The 24,075-nt window shown below is 72.1% G+C and carries 26 protein-coding genes; 12 read left to right on the top strand and 14 right to left on the bottom strand.

Annotated features, from left to right (window positions below; genetic code table 11):
- Positions 1-190: 190 nt before the first annotated feature.
- Positions 191-2,569: a SpoIIE family protein phosphatase gene (locus tag ACFW48_RS34600; RefSeq protein WP_386322005.1), complete on the top strand. Its 2,379-nt coding sequence runs from the start codon at positions 191-193 to the stop codon at positions 2,567-2,569.
- A gap of 175 nt (positions 2,570-2,744) precedes the next feature.
- Positions 2,745-3,389 (top strand): DUF4232 domain-containing protein, encoded by a 645-nt coding sequence (locus ACFW48_RS34595; protein WP_386322003.1) that lies wholly within the window; start codon positions 2,745-2,747, stop codon positions 3,387-3,389.
- A 16-nt stretch (positions 3,390-3,405) separates the two neighbouring features.
- On the opposite strand, the gene ACFW48_RS34590 is transcribed toward ACFW48_RS34595, so the two are convergent.
- The 3 genes from ACFW48_RS34590 to ACFW48_RS34580 form a co-directional block, all read right to left on the bottom strand.
- Entirely contained in the window at positions 3,406-4,374 is a 969-nt protein-coding gene (locus tag ACFW48_RS34590) for an aldo/keto reductase (RefSeq protein ID WP_386322001.1), read from the bottom strand.
- A gap of 78 nt (positions 4,375-4,452) precedes the next feature.
- On the bottom strand, positions 4,453-5,040 hold the full coding sequence (locus tag ACFW48_RS34585) for a flavoprotein (RefSeq protein WP_386321999.1): 588 nt from the start codon (positions 5,038-5,040) through the stop codon (positions 4,453-4,455).
- 9 nt (positions 5,041-5,049) lie between these two features.
- Complete coding sequence (locus tag ACFW48_RS34580; RefSeq protein ID WP_386321997.1) at positions 5,050-5,484, bottom strand: DUF1348 family protein; 435 nt, start codon at positions 5,482-5,484, stop codon at positions 5,050-5,052.
- Between the two features lie 139 nt (positions 5,485-5,623).
- Between ACFW48_RS34580 and ACFW48_RS34575 the strand changes: the two genes are divergently transcribed.
- Positions 5,624-6,232, top strand: a complete 609-nt coding sequence (locus tag ACFW48_RS34575) for a TetR/AcrR family transcriptional regulator (protein WP_386321995.1) — start codon at positions 5,624-5,626, stop codon at positions 6,230-6,232.
- Here the strand turns inward: ACFW48_RS34575 and ACFW48_RS34570 are convergent.
- Complete coding sequence (locus ACFW48_RS34570; protein WP_337306981.1) at positions 6,207-6,407, bottom strand: ferredoxin; 201 nt, start codon at positions 6,405-6,407, stop codon at positions 6,207-6,209. The genes ACFW48_RS34575 and ACFW48_RS34570 overlap by 26 nt on opposite strands.
- A 12-nt stretch (positions 6,408-6,419) precedes the next feature.
- The gene (locus ACFW48_RS34565) at positions 6,420-7,676 is read right to left on the bottom strand and encodes a cytochrome P450 (protein ID WP_386321993.1); all 1,257 of its coding nucleotides are present in this window, start codon (positions 7,674-7,676) and stop codon (positions 6,420-6,422) included.
- Positions 7,677-7,895: 219 nt separating this feature from the next.
- On the opposite strand from ACFW48_RS34565, the gene ACFW48_RS34560 reads away from it, so the two are divergent.
- A complete protein-coding gene (locus ACFW48_RS34560) occupies positions 7,896-8,345 on the top strand; it encodes a nitroreductase family deazaflavin-dependent oxidoreductase (RefSeq protein ID WP_386321991.1) in 450 nt (149 codons plus the stop codon).
- A gap of 64 nt (positions 8,346-8,409) precedes the next feature.
- Here the strand turns inward: ACFW48_RS34560 and ACFW48_RS34555 are convergent, their stop codons facing one another.
- Positions 8,410-9,330, bottom strand: a complete 921-nt coding sequence (locus tag ACFW48_RS34555) for a cation diffusion facilitator family transporter (RefSeq protein ID WP_386322054.1) — start codon at positions 9,328-9,330, stop codon at positions 8,410-8,412.
- Positions 9,331-9,586: 256 nt separating this feature from the next.
- On the opposite strand from ACFW48_RS34555, the gene ACFW48_RS34550 reads away from it, so the two are divergent.
- Entirely contained in the window at positions 9,587-10,612 is a 1,026-nt protein-coding gene (locus ACFW48_RS34550) for a glutathione S-transferase family protein (RefSeq protein WP_386321989.1), read from the top strand.
- Between the two features lie 61 nt (positions 10,613-10,673).
- The gene (locus tag ACFW48_RS34545; protein WP_386322052.1) at positions 10,674-10,967 is read left to right on the top strand and encodes a DUF4235 domain-containing protein; all 294 of its coding nucleotides are present in this window, start codon (positions 10,674-10,676) and stop codon (positions 10,965-10,967) included.
- Positions 10,968-11,204: 237 nt separating this feature from the next.
- Here ACFW48_RS34545 and ACFW48_RS34540 read toward each other — a convergent pair whose 3' ends face one another.
- Both ACFW48_RS34540 and ACFW48_RS34535 read right to left on the bottom strand, forming a co-directional pair.
- Positions 11,205-11,597 (bottom strand): VOC family protein, encoded by a 393-nt coding sequence (locus ACFW48_RS34540; protein ID WP_386321987.1) that lies wholly within the window; start codon positions 11,595-11,597, stop codon positions 11,205-11,207.
- A gap of 78 nt (positions 11,598-11,675) precedes the next feature.
- Positions 11,676-12,140, bottom strand: a complete 465-nt coding sequence (locus ACFW48_RS34535; RefSeq protein ID WP_386321985.1) for a pyridoxamine 5'-phosphate oxidase family protein — start codon at positions 12,138-12,140, stop codon at positions 11,676-11,678.
- A gap of 239 nt (positions 12,141-12,379) precedes the next feature.
- Here ACFW48_RS34535 and ACFW48_RS34530 point away from each other — a divergent pair, with 239 nt between their 5' ends.
- Entirely contained in the window at positions 12,380-13,411 is a 1,032-nt protein-coding gene (locus ACFW48_RS34530) for a 7-epi-alpha-eudesmol synthase (RefSeq protein ID WP_386321983.1), read from the top strand.
- Positions 13,412-13,467: 56 nt separating this feature from the next.
- On the opposite strand, the gene ACFW48_RS34525 is transcribed toward ACFW48_RS34530, so the two are convergent.
- Genes ACFW48_RS34525 through ACFW48_RS34505 form a run of 5 tightly spaced genes read right to left on the bottom strand, consistent with a single transcriptional unit; the run spans position 13,468 to position 17,854 of the window.
- Positions 13,468-14,715: a cytochrome P450 gene (locus ACFW48_RS34525; protein ID WP_386321981.1), complete on the bottom strand. Its 1,248-nt coding sequence runs from the start codon at positions 14,713-14,715 to the stop codon at positions 13,468-13,470.
- On the bottom strand, positions 14,712-15,317 hold the full coding sequence (locus tag ACFW48_RS34520) for an ATP/GTP-binding protein (protein ID WP_386321979.1): 606 nt from the start codon (positions 15,315-15,317) through the stop codon (positions 14,712-14,714). Before ACFW48_RS34520 ends, ACFW48_RS34525 begins: the two co-directional genes overlap by 4 nt.
- Positions 15,298-15,669, bottom strand: a complete 372-nt coding sequence (locus ACFW48_RS34515; RefSeq protein ID WP_386321977.1) for a DUF742 domain-containing protein — start codon at positions 15,667-15,669, stop codon at positions 15,298-15,300. The genes ACFW48_RS34520 and ACFW48_RS34515 overlap by 20 nt, the downstream gene beginning before the upstream one ends.
- Positions 15,666-16,076 carry a roadblock/LC7 domain-containing protein gene (locus ACFW48_RS34510; RefSeq protein WP_310869658.1) on the bottom strand — a complete coding sequence of 137 codons (411 nt, stop codon included), beginning with the start codon at positions 16,074-16,076 and terminating at the stop codon, positions 15,666-15,668. The genes ACFW48_RS34515 and ACFW48_RS34510 overlap by 4 nt, the downstream gene beginning before the upstream one ends.
- A 5-nt stretch (positions 16,077-16,081) precedes the next feature.
- Complete coding sequence (locus ACFW48_RS34505; RefSeq protein WP_386321975.1) at positions 16,082-17,854, bottom strand: ATP-binding protein; 1,773 nt, start codon at positions 17,852-17,854, stop codon at positions 16,082-16,084.
- Positions 17,855-18,099: 245 nt separating this feature from the next.
- On the opposite strand from ACFW48_RS34505, the gene ACFW48_RS34500 reads away from it, so the two are divergent.
- Entirely contained in the window at positions 18,100-19,050 is a 951-nt protein-coding gene (locus ACFW48_RS34500; RefSeq protein ID WP_386321973.1) for an NADP-dependent oxidoreductase, read from the top strand.
- 138 nt (positions 19,051-19,188) lie between these two features.
- Positions 19,189-19,575: an anti-sigma factor antagonist gene (locus ACFW48_RS34495; protein WP_386321971.1), complete on the top strand. Its 387-nt coding sequence runs from the start codon at positions 19,189-19,191 to the stop codon at positions 19,573-19,575.
- Here ACFW48_RS34495 and ACFW48_RS34490 read toward each other — a convergent pair.
- Positions 19,541-20,494, bottom strand: coding sequence for a ribose-phosphate diphosphokinase (locus ACFW48_RS34490; protein ID WP_386321969.1), 954 nt, complete (start codon positions 20,492-20,494; stop codon positions 19,541-19,543). The genes ACFW48_RS34495 and ACFW48_RS34490 overlap by 35 nt on opposite strands.
- 192 nt (positions 20,495-20,686) lie before the next feature.
- On the opposite strand from ACFW48_RS34490, the gene otr(A) reads away from it, so the two are divergent.
- The 3 genes from otr(A) to ACFW48_RS34475 all read left to right on the top strand — a co-directional run bounded on the left by otr(A) (position 20,687) and on the right by ACFW48_RS34475 (position 24,034).
- Positions 20,687-22,573 (top strand): tetracycline resistance ribosomal protection protein Otr(A), encoded by a 1,887-nt coding sequence (otr(A), locus tag ACFW48_RS34485; protein WP_386321967.1) that lies wholly within the window; start codon positions 20,687-20,689, stop codon positions 22,571-22,573.
- A gap of 148 nt (positions 22,574-22,721) precedes the next feature.
- On the top strand, positions 22,722-23,384 hold the full coding sequence (locus ACFW48_RS34480; protein ID WP_386321966.1) for a DUF4230 domain-containing protein: 663 nt from the start codon (positions 22,722-22,724) through the stop codon (positions 23,382-23,384).
- Positions 23,385-23,491: 107 nt separating this feature from the next.
- The gene (locus ACFW48_RS34475) at positions 23,492-24,034 is read left to right on the top strand and encodes a VanZ family protein (RefSeq protein ID WP_386321964.1); all 543 of its coding nucleotides are present in this window, start codon (positions 23,492-23,494) and stop codon (positions 24,032-24,034) included.
- The last annotated feature ends 41 nt before the right edge of the window (positions 24,035-24,075 follow it).

Raw genomic sequence — 24,075 nt, 5'->3', positions numbered from 1 at the left:
CGTGCCACACGCGGCCGTCAAGACCACGGAAAGCTCTTTCTGTCCCGGGCGGCGCGGGCGCTCGGTGGCCTCCGCGTCCACGGGACGGTGGCGGGCCCGGTGGTTCGGGTCCGCACGGGGCCCGGACGCACTAGGCTGGGACTCAGGTGACGCGCTGTTCACTGAGGGTGTGCGCAATGGAGTGGCGACGATGAGTCCGGTCAACCCGTTCGACGATGCCGCCACGGCCCGCGCAGTCGTCGACGACTCCGGCACCCTGCTGGAGTGGAACGAGGGCGCCAGCCTGCTGCTGGGCCATCCCGCCGCCGACGTCGTGGGGCGCCCCGCCGCCGGGCTGCTGGCCGACGGCGAAGACGGCACGCCCCCCGGTCCCGGCGACGAGCACTGGAACGGCACCCTGGCGCTGCGGCACCGCGACGGGCACACCGTGTCCGTGTGGGTGCTCGCCCACCGCAGACCGGCACAGGACGGCGCACCTCGCACGTGGCTCGCCGTCGCCCCCTTGGAGCGCGGTCCCGACCCGGCGGACGACCCGCTGGTCAGAGCCGCTCTCACCCAGGCCCCCTGCGCCATGATGATCTTCGACGACCGGCTCCTGCTGCGCGGTGTCAACGACGCCATGGCGCAGCTCGTCGGACTCCCGCCCGACCGCCTCCGCGGTCTGCGGGCCACCGACATGAGCGGCCGGCCGCAGAACGCGGAACTCGAACGTCAGATGCGGCGGGTACTGGCCTCCGGCCGCCGGTACGACATGCAGGCCCATCTCAGGGCCGTCGGCGAGAGCCGCGCCCACGCGTGGAACGCCCGTATCGCGCCGCTCACCGACGCCGGCGGCCAGGTCCGCGGCGTGTGTGTGAGCGTCCACGACCTCACGGAGCAGCACCTCGCCCGGGAGCGGTTGCAACTGGTCAACGAGGCCAGCGTGCGCATCGGCAGCACGCTCGACGTCACCCGTACGGCCCAGGAGCTGGCGGACGTGTGCGTGCCCGCGCTCGCCGACTTCGTGAGCGTCGACCTGCTGGACCCGCTCGAAAACGGCGGTGAGCCCGCCGCCGTGCTCGAGCCGCCGGTCGGCCTGCGCAGGACGGCCCACCGGTCGGTCGCCCCGGGCGGCCCGGAGGCGGTGGCCGAACCGGGACAGCTGGACGTCTACCCGGCCGGCTCGCCCCAGGCCGAATCTCTGCTCTCGGGGCAGGCGATCGTCGCCGCGGAGGCCTTCGGCGACCTCGAGCGGTGGCTGGAATGGGACCCCGTCCGCCTTCGGCGGGTCAGGGAGTACGGCATCCACTCCACGATGTCCGTGCCGCTCCAGGCCCGCGGCACCACCCTCGGCGTCGCGGTCTTCACCCGGTTCCGGCAGCCCTACCCGTTCACCCACGACGACGTGCTGCTGGCCGAGGAGGTTTCCGCCCGCGCCGCCGTCTGCATCGACAACGCCCGCCGTTACTCCCGCGAGCGCGAGGCCACGCTGACCTTGCAGCGCAGTCTGCTTCCGCGGTGGCTGCCGCCCACCGCCGCGGTGGAGGCGGCCTCCCGCTACCTCCCGGCGGCCCGTTCGGGGGTCGGCGGCGACTGGTTCGACATCATCCCGCTGTCCGGGATGCGGGTCGCCATGGTCGTCGGGGACGTCGTCGGCCACGGCATCCAGGCCTCGGCCACCATGGGCCGGCTGCGCACCGCCGTCCGCACCCTCGCCGACATCGATCTGACGCCCGACGAGCTGCTCACCCACCTCGACGACCTGGTCGTCCGGCTGTCCGAGGAGTCCGGCGACGACGGCGCGGGCGAGGTCGGCGCCACCTGCCTGTACGCGGTGTACGACCCGGTGTCGCGGCGCTGTGCCCTGGCCCGGGCCGGGCACCCGCCGCCCGTCCTCGTCCCGCCGGACGGCCCGCCCCAACAGATCGAGCTGCCCTCCGGACCCCCGCTGGGCGTGGGCGGGCTGCCGTTCGAGTCCGCCGAGCTGGAACTGCGCGAGGGCACCGTGCTGTCGTTCTACACCGACGGGCTGGTCGAGAGCCGGGAACGGGACGCCGACGCCGGTCAGGCGCTGCTGCGCGAGGCCCTGGCGGCCCCCGCCGAATCGCTGGACGCGACGTGCGACCGGGTGCTGAACGCGCTGCTCCCCTCGGGCAGCGCCGCCGACGACGTGGCGCTGCTGCTGGCCCGTACCCGGGGGCTGCCCGCCGGCCAGGTCGCGACGTGGGACATTCCGGCCGACCCGTCGCTGGTCGCCCCCGTCCGCAAGCAGGTCGTCGAGCAGTTGTCCGCCTGGGCCCTGCTGGAGGCGTCCTTCACCGCCGAACTGGTCGTGAGCGAGCTGGTCACCAACGCCATCCGGTACGGCTCCCCGCCCATCCGGCTGCGGCTGATTCACGACACGGCCACGCTGATCTGCGAGGTCTCCGACACCAGCCACACGGCGCCGCATCTGCGCCGGGCCAAGACCTGGGACGAGGGCGGCCGCGGGCTGCTGCTGGTGGCCCAGCTCACCCAGCGCTGGGGCAGCCGGCACACGACCGAGGGCAAGACGATCTGGGCGGAGCTGGGGCTGCTCGACGAGGAGTGAGCCGGAGGAGTGCTCCGGAGGGGCGCACCTCCGGCTCCGGAGGGGCGCACCTCGTCTCCGGAGCGCAGCCGTCGTTTCCCGGGCCGCGCGGCGGGACACTCGAAGGCACAGGGCGTACGGTGCCGCCGCACAGGCAGCGGACCGTGCGCGAGACTGACGGGAGTGTGGAGAAGCGATGGCGAACACGTCCCAGCCCGTACACCGCACCGCTCTGCTGGCGAGCGCGATCGCGCTCCTCGGCCTGCTGAGCGCCTGCGGCGACGAGAGCAGCACGTCGAGCGCCCCACAACCCACCGAGGCGCCGCGCACGACCAGTCCGGACACCGGTGCCTCCACCACCCCCGCGGCCACCACCACGCCCAGCGACACCGCCGGTTCCGCCTCCGCCTCCGCCCGCACCGACGGCCGCTGCCACACCTCCGAGCTGCGCGCCGCCGTCGGCCGCGTCGACCCCGGCGCCGGACAGCGGAACTTCCCGATCGTGCTGACCAACACCGCCGACCGCACCTGCACCCTGTACGGGTATCCCGGCGCCGCGTTCGTCGACGCGTCCGGCAAGCAGCTGGGCCCGGACCCCGAGCGCGCACCCTCCTCCCCCCGGACGGTCACGCTGACCCCGGGGAAGAGCGCGTGGGCCGGGCTGTCGTTCTCCAGCCCGCAGATCAGCGGCGCCCGCACCGCCACCCCGGCGGCGCTGCTCGTCACGCCGCCGGACGAACGGGACCCGCTCAAGGTCGAGTGGAGGGCCGGCGAGGTCCCGGTGGGCGGCGACGAGTCGTCGGTGTCCGTCACCGCCCTGGAGCCCGGAACGGGCCCCTGACACGTCGAGTCGGGTATCAGTGACCGGCGATCGGGTGCGGCGCGTAGGGCCGCTCCAGCTCCTCGATCTCCTTCTCACCGAGCGTCAGCTCGACCGCCGCCACGGCGTCCTCCAGGTGCCCCGGCTTCGACGCGCCGATGATCGGCGCGGTCACCGCGTCCTGGTGCAGCAGCCAGGCGAGAGCCACCTGGGCGCGCGGCACGCCGCGGTCACCGGCGATGCGCGTGACGGCCTCGACCACGGCACGGTCGCCCTCCTGGTAGAGCGTGCTGCCGAAGTTGTCGGTGGCGCTGCGCTCCGTGGCGGTGTCCCAGTCCCGGGTGAGCCGCCCGCGGGCGAGCGGGCTCCAGGGCAGCACGCCGACGCCCTGGTCCGCGCAGAGGGGCAGCATCTCGCGCTCCTCCTCGCGGTAGACGAGGTTGTAGTGGTTCTGCATGGACACGAATTTCGTCCAGCCGTGGCGCTCGGCGGTGTACTGGGCCTTGGAGAACTGCCAGGCGTACATCGAACTGGCCCCGATGTAGCGGACCTTGCCCGCCTTCACCAGGTCGTGCAGGGCCTCCATCGTCTCCTCGACCGGCGTGTGCGGGTCGAAGCGGTGGATCTGGTAGAGGTCGACGTAGTCGGTGCCCAGGCGCCGCAGGCTGTGGTCGATCTCGGTCATGATCGCCTTGCGGGACAGCCCGGCGCCGTTGGGTCCGGGCCGCATCCGGCCGTTCACCTTGGTCGCGAGCACGATGTCGTCCCGGCGGGCGAAGTCGCGCAGCGCCTTGCCGACGATCTCCTCGCTGGTGCCGTCGGAGTAGACGTTGGCCGTGTCGAAGAAGGTGATGCCGGCCTCCAGCGCCTGCCGGATCAGCGGACGCGAGGCCTCCTCGTCGAGGGTCCATTCGTGCGTGCCGCGGCCGGGATCGCCGTAGGTCATGCAGCCCAGGCAGATCCGCGACACGTCCAGGCCCGTCGAACCGAGCTTCACGTACTGCATCGTTGCTGCTCCTGTCTTCGGGATCATCAGTACCATTGGCGAGCGTACGTCCTCGTGCGGGCTCGAAGCCGGGGCGGGTCAGGGCCGTTCGAGCAGGTCCAGCGCCCTCTCCCAGGCGAACTCCGGGCGACCACCGCCCTCCCCCGCCTCACCGGCGTACGGATCGCCGAAGCGCACGCCCATCCCGCGCAGCCGGGTCAGGCTCTCCCGGTACGCGGGATGGGAGGCCAGCGCGTCGGCCACGCACGGCAGGACGGCGACGGGGACGCCCAGACCGCAGGCCTCGCACAGGGTGGCGAGGGCGAGGGTGTCGGCCAGGCCGGCGGCCCATTTGTTGACCGTGTTGAAGGTGGCGGGGGCGACCACGACGGCGTCCGGCGCCGGGAAGGGCCGCGGATCGCCGGGGCGGCGCCAGGCCGAGCGGATGGGGCGGCCGGTCTGCGCCTCGACGGCGGCGGTGTCGAAGAAGCCGTCCATGGCGACCGGGGTCGCGAAGACGCCGACCTCCCAGTCGCGCTCCTGCGCGGCGGTGATCAGCTCGCTGACGCCGGAGGCCACGCCCGCGGCGCAGACGACGACGTAGAGAAAGGGCTTCTCCGATTTTTCCGGCTTCTCCTGCTTCTCCGGCTTCTCGGATTCCTCGGCGTTCCGGGCCTGTTCGCTCACCCGGGAACCCTACTGAACGGGCCGCGGGCCGTGGATGCGGCGGTCCGACTCCGTGATGGCCACGTCGTTGATGCTCGCCTCCCGCCGGGTCATCAGACCGTGCTCGTCGAACTCCCAGAGTTCGTTGCCGTAGGAGCGCCACCACTGGCCGTCGGCGTCGCGGGACTCGTACTGGAAGCGGACGGCGATGCGGTTGCCGTCGAAGGCCCAGAGGTCCTTGCGGAGCGCGTACTCGAGTTCGCGCGCCCACTTGGCGGTCAGGAACTCGACGATGGCGGCACGGCCCGTGAGAAAGGTGTCGCGGTTGCGCCAGACCGAGTCCTCGGAGTAGGCGAGCGCGACCTTGTGCGGGTCGCGGGCGTTCCACGCGTCCTCGGCGGCCCGCACCTTCCGGGCGGCGGTTTCCCGGGTGAACGGCGGCAGGGGCGGGCGGTCGGTCGTCATGGCTGGACCTCCGTGAGGAGAAGTGGAGAACGGTCGTTCTCTGCGTGATGGCTGCTACCGTATGAGAACGCTCGTTCTCTCGTCAAGGAACGCATCAAGGCACACGTCGGGCAAGGCACACGTCGGGGAAGAGGTCTCCATGGACAGCGAGGTCGCCCGGGAACGGGCTCTGGACGCGGCGGAGCGGCTCTTCTACGGGCAGGGGGTCCAGGCCGTCGGCATGGACGACGTCCGCGGCGACTCCGGCGTCTCGCTCAAACGCCTCTACCAGCTGTTCCCGGCCAAGGAGCAGCTCGTGGTGGCCTACCTGGAGCGGCGCGACGCGCGCTGGCGGGGGCGGCTGGCGGAACACGTCGACCGGTACGAGGAACCCGGCACCCGGATCCTGGCCGTCTTCGACTGGCTCGGGCAGTGGTTCGCCGAACCGGACTTCCGCGGCTGCGCGTGGATCAACGCGTACGGCGAACTAGGGGCCACGTCCGCCCCGGTGGCGGACCGGGTGCGGGCGCACAAGGGGGCTTTTCGGGAGTTCCTCGGCGGCCTGGCGGCCGACGCGGGACTGCCCGCCGCGGTGGGCGGGCAGCTGTTCCTGCTGGCCGAGGGCGCCATGGTGACGGCCGGCGTCACGGGCGGTACGGAACCGGCCCGGGCGGCACGTGAGGCGGCGCGAGTACTGCTGGGTGCCGCCGGGGCGCATACCCCGGCGGCGGACGCCGGCGGTGTCAGCCCACCGTCTGCGACACGGTGATGGCTCCGACGGGGCAGGCCCGGGCCGCTTCGCGTACCAGTGCGCTGCCGCCGCCGTCCTCCCGGCCGGGCCGGACCGTGCTGTAGCCGTCGTCGTCCTGGGTGAACACGTCAGGTGCGGTCAGCGCGCACTGGCCCGCGCCGATGCAGGTGTCCTTGTCGATGCCGATGTGCATGTCGGGAGCCTCCTACCACGCCACGGGGAGTTCCAGCATCCCCTGGATCGTGTCGCCGGGTTTGAAGGGGATCTCCTCCGCCGGGGCGGCCAGGCGCAGCGAGGGCAGCCTCTCGAAGAGCGTGTGCAGGGCGATCTCCAGCTCCGCGCGTGCCAGGTTCTGGCCGAGGCACTGGTGGATGCCGAAACCGAAGGCGACGTGGTGGCGGGCCGGGCGGTGCCAGTCGAGGGCGTCCGGGTCGGGGTAGACCCTCTCGTCGCGGTTGATGACGGAGGTCGAGAAGACGACCCCGTCGCCGGCCCGGATGGTCTGCCCGTCCACCTCGATGTCCTCGGTGGCCAGCCGCAGCAGCCCGTCCGCGATGGACAGGACGCGCATCAGCTCCTCGACCGCGCCGGGCAGCAGTGTGGGGTCCTCGCGCAGCTCGGCCAGGCGCCGGGGGTTGCTCAGGAGGGTGTAGGTACCGAGCGAGATCATGTTGGCGGTCGTCTCGTGGCCCGCGACCAGCAGGATGACCGCCAGCGCGACCAACTGCTCGCGGTCGACGGCGCCCTCGCTCAACTGATGCCGGACCAGGTCGTCCAGCAGGCCCTCGCCGGGTGTCCCGCGCTTGCGGTCGATCAACTCACCCAGATACGCCTCCAGTCGGTCGCGGGCGTCCTGGGTGTCGGCGGGCCGGGGCCCGCGCAGCAGCCGACGGGACTGCTCCTCGAAGAAGTCGTGGTCCGCGTAGGGAACGCCGAGCAGCGCGCAGATCACCATCGAGGGCACGGGCAGCGCGAAGTCCGTCACCAGTTCGGCGGGCGGGCCCTGCGCGATCATCGCGTCGAGCCGTTCGTCCACGATCCGCTGGATCCGCGGGCGCAGGGCGGTGGCGCGTTTGAGGGTGAACTCGGGGAGCACCATCCTGCGCTGGATGCGGTGTTCGGGGTCGTCGACACCGAGCAGGGCGGTCCTGCGGTTGCGTACGGCGGCGAGGCGCGCCGAGGTGGCGGGGAAGCCGTCGCGGGTGCGGTCGGTGGACAGCCGCTGGTCGGCCAGCAGCCTGCGGGCGGCGGTGTGTCCGGTCACCAGCCAGGCCGGACGGCCGTCGAAGAGGGTGACCCGGGCCAGCGGCCGGGCGGCGCGCAGCGGGTCGTAGGCGGCGGGAGGGTGGTAGGGACAGGTCCGGTCCCGCGGGAAGGCGACGGGTTCCGCCGCGTCCCCGCCCGGCGTCGGGTCCGTGTCCGGCGTTGTGTCCGTGTCCGGCGTTGTGTCCGTGTCCGTCATGGAAGACCTCGCAGACGAAGAGTGCGTCGTGCCGATCCCCATTAGATGCCCCGGGCATCTATATGGCGACGTCAAGTTCGGCCAGATCGGTGGCGGGGGCAGACTGGCCGGGGATCGTTGGAGATCGGCGGGCAGGGCGGGGTACGGATGGATCCTGCACCGGTCGGTGTTGCACAACGGTGCCAGTCAGCCGTACGACACGATGATGGGACGGAAGCCATGCCTCTTGAGGGCGAGTACGAACCCAGCCCGACGCAGTGGGTGCGCGAACAGGTGGAGCTCTACGAGAGCTCGGGCGGCACGAAGGGCACGACGCTGATGGACACGGGGATGCCCGTCGTCGTGCTGACCACGCGGGGCGCACAGAGCGGCAGGATCCGCAAGACGCCGCTGATGCGCGTCGAGCACGAGGGCCGTTACGCCGTGGTCGCCTCCCTGGGCGGGGCGCCCAAGCACCCGGTCTGGTACCACAACGTCAAGGCCGATCCCCATGTGGAACTCCAGGACGGCCCGGTGAAACGGGACATGACGGCCCGTGAGGTCACCGGCGCGGAGAAGGCCGAGTGGTGGGAGCGTGCCGTGGCGGCGTATCCGCCGTACGCCGACTACCAGAAGAAGACGGACCGGGAGATCCCGGTCTTCGTCCTGGAAGCGGCCGACGGGAGCTGAACCCGGCGGACGGAAGTTTCCCGGATTCGCGCGCATGGACCGACGCCGACCGGGAACACGTCGTTCAGGCCCCGCCGCGTTCCCCCGTCGCGGCGGGGCTTTCGGCTGCCTCGTGCGCGGGCCGGTCGGTGACGTCGAGGAAGATCTGCCTCGCCTCGGGAACGGTCCGCGCGATCGACCTCTTGATGCGTACGGCGACCTCCTCCACCCGCTCGCTGTCGAGGCCCGGCACCAGGTCGACGCGGGCGGCCACCAGGGTGGAGTCGAGGCCCGTCTTCATGGTGAACAGCGCCTCGACGCTGTCGATCTCCGGCTGCGCCCGCAGCAGCGACCGGATCCGGCCGCTGGCCTCCGGGTCGGCGGCCTCTCCGATCAGCTGGTCGCGGGCCTCGCGGCCCAGCCGGTAGGCCACGAACACGAGCAGCGCGCCGATCGCGAGCGAGGCGCAGGCTTCCCACACCACTTGTCCGGTCACCATGTGCAGGACCATGCCGGTCATGGCGAGGGTCACGCCGAGCACCGCGGTGCCGTCCTCGGCGACGACCGTGCGCAGGGCCGGGTCACGCAGCCCGGTGGCGATCCCGCCCTGGCCCCGCACCTGGTGCAGGGCCCGCAGCAGGGAGCCGCCCTCGGCGAGCAGGGCGACACCGAGCACGATCAGTCCGGCCACGTAGCCGCTCAGCTCCTCCTGGCCGCCCGTGCGCAGGGCCTCGACGCCCTGGAAGAAGGAGAAGCAGCCGCCCATGACGAAGATACCGACGGCCGCCAGGAGTGACCAGAAGAATCGTTCCTTGCCGTAGCCGAAGGGGTGCCGCCGGTCGGCGGGGCGGCGGCTGCGGCGCAGTGCGGCGAGGAGGAAGACCTCGTTCATGCTGTCCGCCACCGAGTGCGCCGCCTCCGACAGCAGCGCGGGCGATCCCGCGATGAAACCGCCCACCGCCTTGGCGACGGCGATCACCAGGTTGGCCGCCAGGGCCACCAGCACGGTGACGCGCGTCCTGCGGTCGGCCTTCCCGCCGGCCTCACGGTCGGGGCCGCGGTCGGGGCCGCGGTCGGGGCCGCGGTCGGGGTCGATGTCGGTCTTTCGGTCCTGCTTCTCATCCGAGGCTGTCCCACTCACGAGGGGCCGAATGCCCCCGGCCGACGCGGCTCACACCCCCTTGTGGGTGGCCCACCAGTGCCGACGGCCGAAAACGGGGAACGCGTCCACCAGGGCTCACGAACGAATGGAAGGCAGGCCCATGAGCGGTGACGGCGGGACGCCCGGCAACAGCGGCTACGGCAGGAAGCCGTTCAAGCGGTCCAAGAGCCACTTCGCGGACCGGATCACCGCGGACGGCCGGGACGGGTGGCCGGTGGCGTCCGGCCGGTACCGGCTGGTGGTGAGCCGTGCCTGTCCGTGGGCGAGCCGCGCTCTGGTCTCGCGGCGGCTGCTCGGTCTGGAGGATGCCCTGTCCCTGGCGATCACCGACCCCGTCCAGGACGACCGCAGCTGGCGCTTCACCCTGGACCCGGACGACCGCGACCCGGTCCTCGGCATCCGCTACCTCAGCGAGGCCTATGACCGGCGCGAGACGGACTACCCGGGCGGGGTGAGCGTGCCGGCGGTCGTGGACGTACCCAGCGGGAAGCTGGTCACCAACGACTACCAGCAGATCACCCTGGACCTCGCGACCGAGTGGACGTCCCTGCACCGGCCGGGCGCGCCCGACCTGTACCCCGACGCCCTGCGCGACGAGATCGACGAGGTGATGGCGGGCGTCTACGAGGACGTCAACAACGGTGTGTACCGGGCGGGCTTCGCGACGGGCCAGGAGGAGTACGAGGCCGCGTGCGCGGGCGTGTTCCGGCGCCTGGAGCAGCTGACGCCACGGCTGGAGCGGCAACGCTACCTGGTCGGCGACACGATCACCGAGGCGGACATCCGGCTCTTCACGACGCTGGTCCGCTTCGACGCCGTATACCACGGCCACTTCAAGTGCAACCGCTGGAAGCTGACGGAGAACCCGGTGCTGTGGGGGTACGTCCGCGATCTGTTCCAGACGCCCGGCTTCGGCGACACCGTCGACTTCGACCACATCAAACGCCACTACTACCAGGTGCACACCGGCATCAACCCGACCGCCGTCGTGCCCCTGGGCCCGGACCTGTCCGGCTGGCTCACGCCCCATCACCGGCAGGAACTGGGCGGCCGGCCGTTCGGCGACGGGACACCGCCGGGACCGGTCCGCGCCGACGAGGCGGTCCCGGTGCGGGGCAGGCCCTGACCGTACGACCGACCCCGCCACCGATTCACTCACCGAGCACAAGGAGATCCACGTGGCCAAGATGAAGAAGCAGAAGCTCCCCCTCGCCTACAAGCCCGTCGGCTTCGCGCTGGGCTGGGTGGGCGGCACGCTGGCCGGGCTGGCGTTCCAGAAGACGTGGAAGGTGATCCGGCACGAGGACAACGCGCCCGACGCGCTGGACCCGGACCGCGGCTGGGGGGAGATCCTGCTCGCCGCCGCGATCCAGGGCGCCATCTTCGCCGCGGTGCGCAGCGCCGTGGACCGGACGGGAGCCAAGGCCATCGAACGCTCGACCGGTGTCTGGCCGGCCGGCGGGAAGGGCGGACGCGACTGACCGCACCGGGCCCCGCCCCTCCCCCGTCACCGACGGCACCCGGCAGGGCCTGGGGGGTGTCGTTCGGATCAGGTCGGCTCCAGGCAACGGCGCCTTGCGACGGAGCCGAGCGGGGCTTGGTGCGTGCAGCCGCAAGGCGGAGGAGGGCGACAGGGCGGAGCCCTGCCAACCGACGACAACGCCGCAGATGCGCGTGCCAAGCCCGGCTCGGCTCCGGCAAGATCCAAACGGCACCCCCTAGCCCTGCTTGGGTGCCGTCTGCGCGGTGCGGCGCAGGGTGAAGGAGTGGCCCGCCGGATCCGAGTAGCCGCGCTCCTCGTGCACCCCGAGTGCGTCCTTCGCCTCCACTGGACGCCCACCGAGTTCGACGACACCGCGTTCCGCCTCGTCCAGGTCGTCCACCCAGAAGTCCAGATGGGCCTGGAGGGAGTTCTCGGGCCGGGGCCAGCTCGGCGGCGTGGCGTTGACGTCCCGTCGGAACGCCATACGGAAGCCGTCGGCCGACCTGATCTCGATCCTGTTGGCGGTCGCTTCGGTCCCTTCCGCTCCCAGCAGCTCCTTGTAGAACTCGGCGAGCTTCTCGGGCTCGGCGCAGTCGAGCACCACGACGCCCGCGTTGACCAGTGCCATGTCTCCTCCGAAGGATTCCGGGCGCGGGACGTTCGTGCCCCGCGCCCTGTACCTTGCGGATATCCCGGCCCGGCCGATTCACTCGGTCGGCAGCCACCGGCCGTCGCGCATCAGTTCGCGCCCCTCGATCTCGTTGGCCTCGCGCCACGCCTGGATCCGCTGCGGGTGAATACGGAAGTACAGGTAGGGCGTGGCGAGCGCGCGCGGGTCGAAGCCGGTCTTGACGGCGAACAACTCGGCGTCCTGCTCCGGCAGTTCGACGGGCTCCACGGTCTCGACGGTGCCCTCGACCATGACCACGTCACGGGTCGGTCCGATGCCGACGCGCGCCCGCCCGCTCGCCGCCAGGTTCCGACCGGTGGGACTGGCGGCGGGGGTGGAGAACAGCAGGTAGGAGCCGTTCCAGAGGAAGGACAGCGGCACGAGGTACGGCATGCCGGACGCGCCGTCGGCCGTGGCCACCCAGGCGTCCTCGTCGTGTTCCAGGCGGTGCAGGGTGTCGTGCTTGCGCTGTTCGGCGCTGCGGGCGGGTGACCGGGTCATCGGCGGACGGCCTCCTGATACGTCGTCATGATCGGTGGTACCGATGGTGCCACGAGGCGTGAGCCGTAACGGAGATCACGAACGGGCGCCGTGTAGATCATTTAGGGTCAGGGCAGCCTCGTATCGCTTCTCGATTCAACTTTCGGATCGGGAAGCCCAGTTCGAGTGTGCGGGCGGCCCGGTGGCCGCCCGCTCGCAGGGCGGGGGGACTCTGCGCTTCGTCTCCCGAAAGGAAGCACATGTCTCAGGACGTCCGGTTCGACCTCCCCTTCGACACCCCCGTCAGCCCGTATCTCGCCCATGCCCGTGACCGTCATCTGCGCTGGGTGCGCGAGCGTGGGCTGGTGCGCAGTCGGGCCGGATTCGAGGAGTACCAGTCGTGGGACCTCGCTCAGGCCGCGGCCCGTACCTATCCCCACGCGTCGGCGGACGACATGGTCGTCCTGATGAACTGGTTCTCCCTCGCCTTCCTCTTCGACGACCAGTTCGACCCCGGCCGGCCGGACCGCGCGGAGCGCATAGCCGAGGTGGCGCGCGAACTCATCGCCACCCCGCTGCGTCCGGCGGGCACCCCGCCGCGCGTGGAATGCCCCATCACACTGGCCTGGGCGGAGGTCTGGGCCCGTCTCTCGGATGGCATGTCCCTGACCTGGAAGTCGCGGTTCGCCGCTTCCTGGGGCCGCTTCCTGGTGGCGCACTGCGAGGAGGTCGACCTGGCGGCCCATGGCCGGGCCGGGACGCTCGGACTCGACGACTACACCGTCTTCAGGCGCCGCACGGTCGGCATCCACCACAGCATCGACGCGGGTGAGCGCAGCCGCGGCTTCGAGGTGCCGGCCGCGGCGATGGCGCATCCGCTGATGGAGCGGATGCGGGACCTGGCCGCGGACACCATCGGGTTCATGAACGACATCCACTCCTTCGAGCGTGAACGCCGCCGCGGAGACGGTCACAATCTCATCGCCGTCCTGCGCCGGGAGCGGGACTGTTCGTGGCAGGAGGCCGCCGACGAGGCGTACCGCATGACGACCGGCTGCCTCGGCGAGTACGTCGCCCTCGAGGCCCGCGTACCGATGATGTGCGACGCACTGGGGCTGGACGCGGACGAGCGGGCCCGGGTGGCGATGGGCGTGGAGGCCATCCAGCACTGGATCAACGGCAATTACGAGTGGTCGCTGACCACCGGCCGGTACGCGGCGGCCAAGGAGGGCCCGGTGGCCACCGCCGAACTGGCCGGGCGGGGATCGGTGGACGACCTGCTGACGGTGTGAGGCGAGCGCGCCGCCGGGCCGGGGGCGTCCCGGCCGGGCGGCACTGCCGCATGGCGCTATACGGCGAACTCGACCGGCAGGCTGTCCAGCCGTGACTCCCAGGTGGAAGCCGTGGAGGTGAGGTCGGCCGGGGGAACGGCCAGGCGCAGCCCCGGCAGGCGGTGCAGCAGGACGTCGACGGCCGTCTCGATGATGGCCTGGCCGATGTTCTGCCCCGGGCACTCGTGGGGGCCCGCGCTGAAGGCGAGGTGCGAGGCGTTGCCCTGGACCGAGACGGCGGTGTCGGGGCGGATCTCGGGGTCGTGGTTGCCGGCCGCGAGGCCCAGCACGAGCAGGTCGCCCTCCTTGACCGGACAGCCGCCGAGTTCCAGGTCGGCGGTGGCGAACCGGCCCGGCAGCACGGCGAGCGGCGGGGAGTTCCACATCACCTCCTCCACGAGCGTGGACAGGTTCAGCTGGCCGCTCACCAGTCCCGAGAGCCAGGAGGTGTCGGTGAGGAGGAGCTGGAGCGCCCGGGCCAGCAGGTTGCTGGTCGTGGTGTGGGCGGTGATCAGCACCAGGCGCAGGTGGTTGACGATCTCGTCCTCGTCGAGGCCGGAGTGGTGCTCGATGAGGCCGGTGGTGAAGTCGGATCCGGGCTCCTGGCGCTTGCGCGCGGCGAGTTCGCCGAGGATGCCCATGATGCGCTCGTTGTGCGTGAGGGCGTCCGCGCCGCCCTTGATCACCTGCTTGCTGGACTCGGCGAGGCTGCGGCCCTCCCGCTCGGCGAGCCCGAAGACACGGGTGAGGACCAGCATGGGCAGGTACTCGGCGAAGTCGGCCACCAGGTCGGCGCGGCCCGCGTCGGCGAACGCGTCGATCTGCTTGTTGGCGAAGTGCGTGGCGTGCCGGCGGATGCCCCGGCCGGCCACGGCGTACAGGTTGTCGGTCACCGCCCCGCGCAGCCGGCGGTGCGGTTCGCCGTCCTGGGAGACGCAGTCGGGGCGCCAGCCCACCATCTGCATCAGCGGGGACGTCGCCTCGACGCGGCCGTCCCGGAAGTCCCGCCAGATCCGCGAGTCACGGCTGAACTGCAGGGGGTTGTCCAGCACCCGCCGGTTCTCCCGGTACCCGAGGACCAGCCAGGCGGGGACGTCGCCCTCCAGCAGCACCGGTGCGACGCTGCCGTGTTCCTTGCGGAGCCGCGCGTAGATGTCGTGCGGGTCGGTGGCCGCCTCGGGGCCGTAGAGCCGGGTGACGTCCGCACCGTGGGCGACGGGGCAGCCGCCGCCGGTGGGGCCGGACGGGGTCTGGTCGTCGTTCATCGGGGCTCCAGGGCGGCGGCCGAGCGGTCCTTCAGGTGCCGTATCAGGGTGACGAGCACGTCGCGGCTGGCGGTGCGGTCGCGGGCGTCGAAGGCGACGACCGGCGTGTGCGGGGGGATGTCGAGGGCGTCCCGGATCTCCTCGACGGGGTAGTCGCGGGAGTCGGGGAAGACGTTGAGCGCGATGACGAAGGGCACCTTCTGCCGCTCCATCTCCTCGATCGCCCGGAAGCTGGAGGCCAGCCGCCGGGTGTCCACCAGGACGACCGCGCCGAGCGCGCCCTTGAACAGGCCGTTCCACAGGAACCAGAACCTCTCCTGGCCCGGGGTGCCGAACAGGTACAGCATCAGCGTGTCGTTGAGGCTGATCTTGCCGAAGTCCAGGCTGACGGTGGTCTGCGTCTTGTCGGCGACGCCGATGAGGTGGTCGACGTCGGCGCTGGCCTGGGTGAGGGTCTCCTCGGTGGTCAGCGGCTTGATGTCGCTGACGGAGCGGACCATGGTGGTCTTGCCCGTGCCGAAGCCGCCGGCGATCATCACCTTCACCGAGCGGGTGTCCCCGGCCGTCGGCGACCCCGGTCGGTCAAAGCCTTTCAAGTCCACTGAGTACCTCCTCAAGGAGCGCGAGGTCGGGCCCGCGGCCGGTGTCGTGTGCCGGGATGGGATCACGGGCTTCGACGCGGCCTGCCTGGAGCAGGTCGGACAGCAGCACCGCGAGAATGTTGAAGGGCAGGTCGAGGTGGGCGCCGAGTTCGGCCACCGACAGCGGTTCGCGGCAGCGCCGGAGGATCTCCTCGTGCTCGTGCTGCATGCCCGGTAAGGGGACGGCGCGGGAGACGACGAGGGTCGCCACGTCGAGGGTCGACGCCGAACCGCCCGGCCCGCTGCGCCCTCCGGTGAGGACGTAGTAGCGCTCGAGCCCGGACGGATCGGTCGGTCGGCGGGGAGCACTCATCCAGAGTGCTCGTCCTGGCGCGGAGTGGTGCCGAGGAGTTCACCCATCCTGCGGGCCAGGTCGCGCATCTGATGGCCGAGCAGACCCTGGTCGAGGCCTTCGCGGGCGAGGACGCCGAGATACGTCTCCAGGCCCGCGCGGACGACGAAGAGGTGCCCGCCGTCCACCTCGATCATCGCCAGCCGCAACTGCCCCGCGTGCTGCGGGAACTGCTCGGCGACCGGCTGGGCCAGGGCCTGCAGTCCGGCCACCACGGCGGCGAAACGGTCCACGTCGTCGGGGTCTTCGGCCCCGTAGGAGGTGATGGCCTTGCCGTCGCTGGAAGCCACGAGGGCGAAGCGGATCTCCTGGATGCTCTCCACAAGGTCGCGGAGCGCCCAGCTCACGTCGGTTCCCTGGTGCGTCATGGGGACTAGTCGCTCTCTTCAGTGCGGTGCTCGGTGGACGCGCCACCGGTGGTCGGGTCAGGGACGTCGGCGGTCTCCGGTGGCGGGGAGGCGCCGGTCACCGCGCCGGGGTCGCGTCCGGCGGTGGCGAACGCGGCCAGGCCGGCGAAGGAGGCGTCCGGCGGAACGGGTGGGACGGCGGGGACGGCGGGGAGAGCGCCCCGTTCGGCCGCTTCGGTCCGGTCGGCGTGCGCGGCCGGAACGGGGGCCGGGGCCTGCCCGGCGGCCGGCTCGCCTCGCCTGCTCCGGCGCCGGGGCAGACCGCCCGGGGTGGTCTCCACGGAGCCGGTGCCGCCGCCGGTGGGGACGGTGGCGGGTGCGGGTTCCGGGGCCGCGGTGGCGGGTGGCGCCTCGGCGGCCGGCGGGGCCTCCGGCGTGGCGGATGTGGCCGTGACGGCAGCCGGCAGCGGACTGAAGTACTTGTGCGGTACAACGACTACGACAGACGTGCCCAGCCATGGCGAGTCGGCGAAGGTGACGCGGATGCCGTAGCGGCGGGCGAGGGCGCCGACGACGCGGAGGCCGATGTTGGCGTCCTCCGATATACCGCCGAGGCCCGGGCCGGGCGAGGTGCCGGCGAGGGCGTGTTCGGCCTCGCGCTTCTTCTCCCCGCTCAGGCCCTTGCCGGAGTCCTGGATCTCGATGCCGACACCGTTGGGGACCTCCTTGCCCGAGACGACCACCGGCTCGGTGGGCGGCGAGTAGCGCGCGGCGTTGTCCAGCAGGTGGGCGAAGACCAGCGTGAGGTGGTCCACCAGACCGCCGTCGACGCCGAGCTCGGGCAGATGACGCAGCTGGACGCGGTGGAAGTCCTTGATCCGGCCGATGCCGCCGCGCATCACGCTCAGCAGGCGCTGCGGCTCCTGCCACTGCCGGCCCGGGCGGTCGGACCCGCCGAGCACACCGATACTGGCGGCGAGGCAGTCGGCGGGGCCGATGGCCTGGTCGAGTTCCATCAGCCCCCGGGCGACGGCCGGCAGCCGTCCGTGCTCGCCCTGCATCTCGTGGAGGCGGCCACGGAGCTTGCTGGTCAGGACGTGGATGCGGTTGCCCACGCCGATGACCGCCTGTTCGGCGGAGGTCGAGCGGTCGAACTCCGCCTCGACGCCGATCAGCGCGGTCCTGAGCACCTTGCGCAGTTCGGCCTGGAGGTCGGCACCGACCTTGGCGCACTGCTCGACGGTCGGCAGGATGTCGTCGATGGCGTCACCGGCGCGCAGCCTGCGCATCGCGTCGGGCAGCTGCTCGTCGGCGAGCCGGGAGACCGCGGCCAGCTGGTGACTCAGCCGCTCCCGCCATGCCTCGTCCTGCTCGGCGAGGCGGGTCTCGTACGTCGTGGCCTGCTCGGCCAGCCGGTCCTCGCAGGCCCGGTCGTGCTCCGTCAGCCGCGCCTCGTATGCCTGTGCCTGCTCGGTGAGCTGTGCGTCCAGCGCGGCGCGCTCGGCGGAGAACCCCCGCTCCAGGCCGGCCACGTGCTGCTGCCACTGCTGGGAGTGCTCGGCCTGCGCGGTGCGATGGGCGTCCTCGGCCCGGCGCAGCTGCGCCCGGGTACGCAGGAGGAGGCGTACGCACACGGTGCCGGCCGCCGTCGCCACCACACCGGCGACGGCCGCGGTTATTCGCTCCGAACTCATGAACGTGGCGGCTACCGTGCCGCCTCCCAGACCGAGTGGCATCAGCCACCAGCTGTACCAGGCGACAGGGGCCCGCGCCGCCGGTGGCGGAGTGGCGAGTTCCATCTGCATCCTTCGAACCAGAACGATCGAACACGGGGGGGTGTGCAAGGGGACCGCACTCATGAGTACGCACCGCGAGCCGACCCGTCGCGATCGCGTCAACTCGCAGCGCCGTCAGGGAGCTTATCGGTTGGGATGCACAAAAGATCAATTCCACGGCCCTGCGGAAGTGAGGATTCCGTCACGCTCCGCCAGCGGATGAACGCACTGTTTCCCCGACGTGGCGGAGCGAGGCAAGCTGGGTGACCATGAGCGACGTGAACACCATGCGAGCCATCAGCCAGGACGTCCTCGGCGGTCCCGAGGTCCTGAAGGAAGTACGGCCCGAGCGCCCCGAGCCGCGCCCGAACGAGGTGCTGGTACGGGTGCGTGCCGCCGGAGTGAACCCGACCGACTGGAAGCACCGTGCGAACGGCGGCTTCCTCGGCGAACCGCCCTTCGTGCTGGGCTGGGACGTCTCGGGCGTCGTGGAGGCGGTGGGGATCGGCGTCGCCGCCTTCCGGTCCGGCGACGAGGTCTTCGGCATGCTGTCCTACCCGTTCGGCCACGGCTCCCACGCGGAGTACGTCACCGCGCCCGCGCGGGCCTTCACGCACAAGCCGGCCGGAGTCGACCACGTCCAGGCGGGCGCGCTGCCCCTGGTCTCGCTGACGGCGTGGCAGGCGCTGGTGGAGCGGGCGGACGTCCAACCGGGACAGCGGGTGCTGATCCACGCGGCGGCCGGCGGGGTCGGCCATGTGGCGGTGCAGATCGCCAAAGCCCTCGGCGCCCACGTGATCGGCACCGCCAGCGCGGGCAAGCACGAGTTCCTGCGCTCCCTCGGGGCGGACGAGACGGTGGACTACCGGGAGACCGACTTCGCCGAGGCGGTGAAGGACGTCGACGTCGTCCTGGACACGATCGGCGGCGACACGTCCCTGCGGTCGCTGCGCGTGCTGCGCCCGGGCGGGGTGGTGGTCTCGATCCTGCCGGTCGGGTCGGACGAGTTCTACGAGGAGGCGGAGCGGCTGGGCGTGCGTGCGGTGCGGATGCTCGTGGACGCCGACCGGGCCGACATGCGGCAGATCGCCGGCCTGGTCGAGTCGGGGAAGCTGCGGGCCACGATCGCGCGGACGTTCCCGCTGGCGGATGCGGCGGAGGCACACGCTCTCGGCGAGACCGGCCGCACCACGGGCAAGCTGGTCCTCGTGGTCGACTGACCGCCCGCGTGTGAGATTTCGATGACATATGTCAATCGAACATGCTCAAACTCGCTCGATCAGGGTAACTTTTCGAGCGAAGCAGGTAGTTGAGCGTAGGTAGTCGAGCCCCCGGAACAGGCTGGAGGCAAGGTCGTCGTGCGGCAGCAACCCCCGTCGCCCACCCGGCATCTGCACGTGCGCCGCGACCGGGGACACACGGTGCTGGAGTTCCGGGGCGAGATCGACATCGCGTCGGCCGCGGAGATCGCCCCGCGTCTGGACCGGGAGACGGAGCGCCCCGACGCCCTGGTCGTGCTCGACCTGAGCGGGATCGAGTTCTTCGACTGCTCCGGGCTGCGGCTGCTGTACCGGGCCCGCCGCCAGGTGCTCGACCGGGGCGGGCAGGTGCACCTGGTGTGCGCCCACCCGCTGACCCTGCGCATGCTGCGGATCACCGGCCTGGCACGGCTGATGCCGCCGCGGCCGACCCTGGAGGAGGTGCTCGGCGTCAGCCGGCCGGCGGCGCGTCGAACAGGGCGCTGACCGACTCGCCGTTGTGGATGCGGCGCACGGCCTCCGCGAGCGCGGGGGCGATGGAGAGGATCCGCAGCTTCTCCGTGTGGTCGCCGGTCGGCACCGGCACGGTGTTGGTGCACACGATCTCCAGCACGTCCGGCTGTTCGCTGAGCCGCCCCAGCGCGCCGGCCGCGAACAGCCCGTGCGTACAGGCGATCCGGATCGTACGCGGCCCCGCCTCCCGCAGCCGGTCGAGGAGTTCCAGCACGGTGCTGCCCTTGGCGATCTCGTCGTCGAGCACGATGACGTCCCGCCCGGCGACGTCCCCGATCACGGCGCTGATACTGACCCGGTCGTCGGCGTACCGCTGCTTGGCACCGGCCGCTACCTGGGCGCCGAGCATCCGGGCGAAGGCCGCGGCCTCCTTGGCGTTGCCCAGGTCCGGTGAGACGACCGTGGTGCGGGACAGGTCGTACTGGCGGAAGTGCGCGGCCAGTTCGCGCAGCGCGTGCAGGTGGTCGACCGGGACCGAGAAGAACCCGTGCACCTGCGGCGAGTGCAGGGTCATGGCGAGGACCCGGCTCGCGCCCGCCGCCACCAGCAGGTCCGCCGCCAGACGCCCGCCCAGCGAGATGCGGGGCGCGTCCTTCTTGTCGGAGCGGGCGTAGGAGTAGTGCGGCATGACGACGGTGATACGGCCGGCCGACGCCCCGCGGGCCGCGTCGCACATCAGCAGCAGTTCGACGAGATGTTCCTGGACCGGCTTGACCAGCGGCTGGACCAGGAAGACGTCCCGCTCGCGGCAGTTGGCCTGGAGCTGCACCTCCAGGCAGTCGTTGGCGAACCGGCTGACCCGGGTGGGGCTGAGGGGGACGCCCAGGTGTGCGCAGACCTCCTCGGCCAGCTCGGGATGGGCACTACCGCTGAACACGGCGATGTCTCGCACTGACCGCTCCTAGCATGATCCTGACCGGCCGGGGGACCTCAGCTTACGGATATCCGGTTGCGGCGGGCCCGGGGGGTGGCGCCATGATGACGCCGTCCGTGTTCTCTCAGGTCAGGATCCCCCGCATGCGCCGACTCCTCGACGTCACCCAGCGCCCCTTCCGGCCCACGGTTATCGAGGACTCGACCCCACATGCACGTCCCGGACACCCGGAACACCCTGAACATCGGCATCCTGGCCCACGTCGACGCCGGTAAGACCAGCCTCACCGAACGGCTCCTGTTCGACCACGGCGCCATCGACCGGCTGGGGAGCGTCGACGCCGGCGACACCCGTACGGACGACGGCGGCATCGAGCGGCGCCGCGGCATCACCATCCGCTCCGCGGTCGCCGCGTTCACCGTCGGCGACACCCAGGTCAACCTGATCGACACCCCGGGACACTCCGACTTCGTCGCCGAGGTCGAGCGTGCCCTGGAGGTCCTGGACGGCGCGGTGCTGCTGCTGTCCGCCGTGGAGGGCGTACAGGCGCGGACCCGCGTGCTGATGCGTACCCTGCGGCGGCTGCGGCTGCCCACCCTCGTCTTCGTCAACAAGGTCGACCGGGCCGGGGCGCGCACCGAGGACCTGCTCACCGACATCCGGCGCCTGCTGACGCCGCACGTCGCGCCGCTGACGCGGGTGGCGGACGCCGGCACCGCGGGCGCCCGGGTCACGCGCCGCACGCCGGACGAGAAGACCGCCGAGGCGCTCGCCGAGGTCGACCCGGACATCCTGGCGGCGCTGGTGGACGGCCCCGAGCCGACCGCCGGGGACCTCGCCGCCGCACTCGCCGCCCGCACCGCCGACGGCTCGTTCCACCCGCTGTACCACGGCTCAGCGCTCGGCGGCCAGGGCGTCGCGGAGCTGGTCGAAGGCCTGGTCGGGCTGGTCCCGGCCGCCGCACCCGCCACGGCCGGCCCCGCGGCGCCGAGCGGCACGGTCTTCGCCGTGCGCCCGGGACCCGGCGGCGAGCGCACGGCGTATCTGCGCCTGTACGACGGTGAGGTGCGCCCGCGCCGGCGGCTGACGTTCCTGCGGCGCGAGTCCGACGGGCGGACCACCGAGGTCCCCGGCCGGGTGACGCGTCTGGACGTGGTCGGTGGGGCCGGAACACTCACCGCCGGGAACATCGCCGCGCTCACCGTTCCCGGCGGCCTGCGCGTCGGCGACCGGCTCGGCGGGCTGACCGACCGCGCCCCGCAGTTCGCGCCGCCGACCCTGCAGACCGTGGTCCGGGCCCGGCGCACCGAGCAGGCGGCGCCGCTGCGCTCCGCCCTGCTGGCGCTGGCCGACCAGGACCCGCTGCTGCACGCCTGTCCGGCGGATTCCGGCGCCACCACCCTGCTCCTGTACGGCGAGGTCCAGATGGAGGTGCTCGCGGCGACGCTGGCCGAGGACTTCGGCATCGAGGCGGAGTTCGCGCCGGGCCGGGTCCGGTTCCTGGAGCGCCCGGCGGGCACCGGCGAGGCCGCGGAAGAGATGCCGTGGCTCGACCGCACCCGGTACTGGGCGACGGTCGGGCTGCGCGTCGAGCCGGGGCCGCGCGGCTCGGGCGGGGTGTTCGGCTACGAGACGGAGCTCGGCGCGCTCCCCCGCGCCTTCCACCAGGCCGTCGAGGAGACGGTCCACGCCACGCTGCTGACCGGTCTGACCGGCGCCGCGGTCACGGACTACCGGGTCACGCTGACCCGCTCCGGTTTCAGCTCGCCGGTCAGCACCGCGGCGGACTTCCGCGGGTTGACGCCGATCGTGCTGCGCCGGGCCCTGCGGCAGGCGGGGACGCTGCTGTACGAGCCGTACCACGCATTCGAGGCGGAGGTTCCGCCGGACGCGCTGGCGCCGGTGACGGCCCGGCTCGCCTCGCTGGGCGCGGATTTCACCGGTACGACGGGCGGCGACCCCGCCTGGCTGATCACCGGGGAACTGCCGGCCCGGCGGGTGCGGGAGGCGGAGCTGCGGCTGCCGGGTCTCACGCGCGGGGAGGCCGTGTGGTCGTCCCGCCCGTCGGAGGACCGTCCGCTCAAGCCGTCGCACTGAACCGCCGCGCTGAACCGCCGCACGGAATCACCGCCCGGTGCCGCCGTACGCGCCCCTCCGCACCTCCGCCCCCGTCACCGTCCGCCAACTACTCCGCCTGGCATGAGAGATGGAGGGCATCAGGACAGTAGGAAGGAGGGCCGTCGCCATGACGACTCCCATCAGGAAGCTCCCCCGGCGCATGCCCGGCTGGGCGAAGGTGCTGAGCGCGGTCGTGCTGGTGCTCGTCGTGCTGTTCGCGGGGCTCCGGCTGAGCGTCGTACCGGGACTGAAGGACCTCTTCGGCACCGAGACCCAGGACCGCTCGGGCCCCGCGCTGCTGAAGTCCGTCCAGGACATCAGCCGTTACGAGGCCGCCTCCGGCAACTTCCAGGTCGTCGTGGACCTGGAGAAGGACGCCAAGCTCCTGCCCGACGCGATCCGCGGCACCCGCACCCTGTACGTCGGGGCGGGCACCGTCGACGCCTTCGTCGACCTCGGCAAGGTGGACGAGGACGACGTGCAGGTCAACGGCGACCGCACGTCGGCCACTCTCCGGCTGCCGCACGCGGCGCTCGGCGAGCCGGCCCTCGACCCCGAGCGCTCCTACGCCGTGTCCAAGCAGCGCGGGCTCCTCGACCGCCTCGGCGACCTGTTCTCGGACAACCCGAACGGCGAGCAGGCCGTGCAGAGGCTCGCGGCCCGGCACATCGGCGACGCGGCGAAGGACAGTGAGCTGAAGGCGCGTGCCGAGAGCAACACCACGGCGATGCTCCGGGGCCTGCTGCACTCCCTCGGCTTCGAGGAGGTGCGCGTGGTCTACGGGCCCTGAACGGCCCGTCACGGGGGCAGGTCCGGCTCCGGTTCCTGCCCGGCATCCTCGGCGGTCCGGCGGGTAACCGCCCTACCACGCGGGGACGTTGACGACTGGAGGACCGAATGGCTCGTGCCGCCTCATCAAGGCCGCGCTCCCTACTGCACCCCCGCGCCACCAAGGCCGAGGACGCCGACCGGCGCGAACGGCGTCCGCTCGCCCTCCCGCTGCGCGTTCTGGCGATGGTCTGCGCGTTCGCCTTCATGGTGGCGTTCGCGGTGGTGCTGGCGCGGCTGACCCTGCACCCCTCCCCCGCGTCGGAGGCGCTGACGCACACCAACATGCGTCCCGGCCGCTCACTGAAGGCCTATCTGGACCAGCCCGCGCTGCGGGACGCCGTCAAGCAGATCGGCGGCAACATCCTGCTGGGCGTCCCGTTCGGCGTGCTGGTCCCGGTCGTCGCCCCGCGCACGCGCGGGCTGCTGCGGGTGCTGCTGCTGACGGCCGTCGTGATGCTGCTGGTGGAGTTCGCGCAGGGCGCCCTGGTCACGGGGCGGGCCTTCGACATCGACGACGTCATCCTCAACACCTCGGGGGCGCTGGTCGGTTACCTGCTCCTCGGCCGGCGGATGAGCCGTGCGGTGCACGCGCGCCGGCGCCGTACCTGAGAGAAGCACAGGTGGTCCGTACCAAGGTATTGACCACCTCT

Source organism: Streptomyces sp. NPDC058812, assembly GCF_042744565.1.
Lineage (GTDB): Bacteria > Actinomycetota > Actinomycetes > Streptomycetales > Streptomycetaceae > Streptomyces > Streptomyces thinghirensis.
This window is presented reverse-complemented; position numbering and strand designations above follow the sequence as displayed.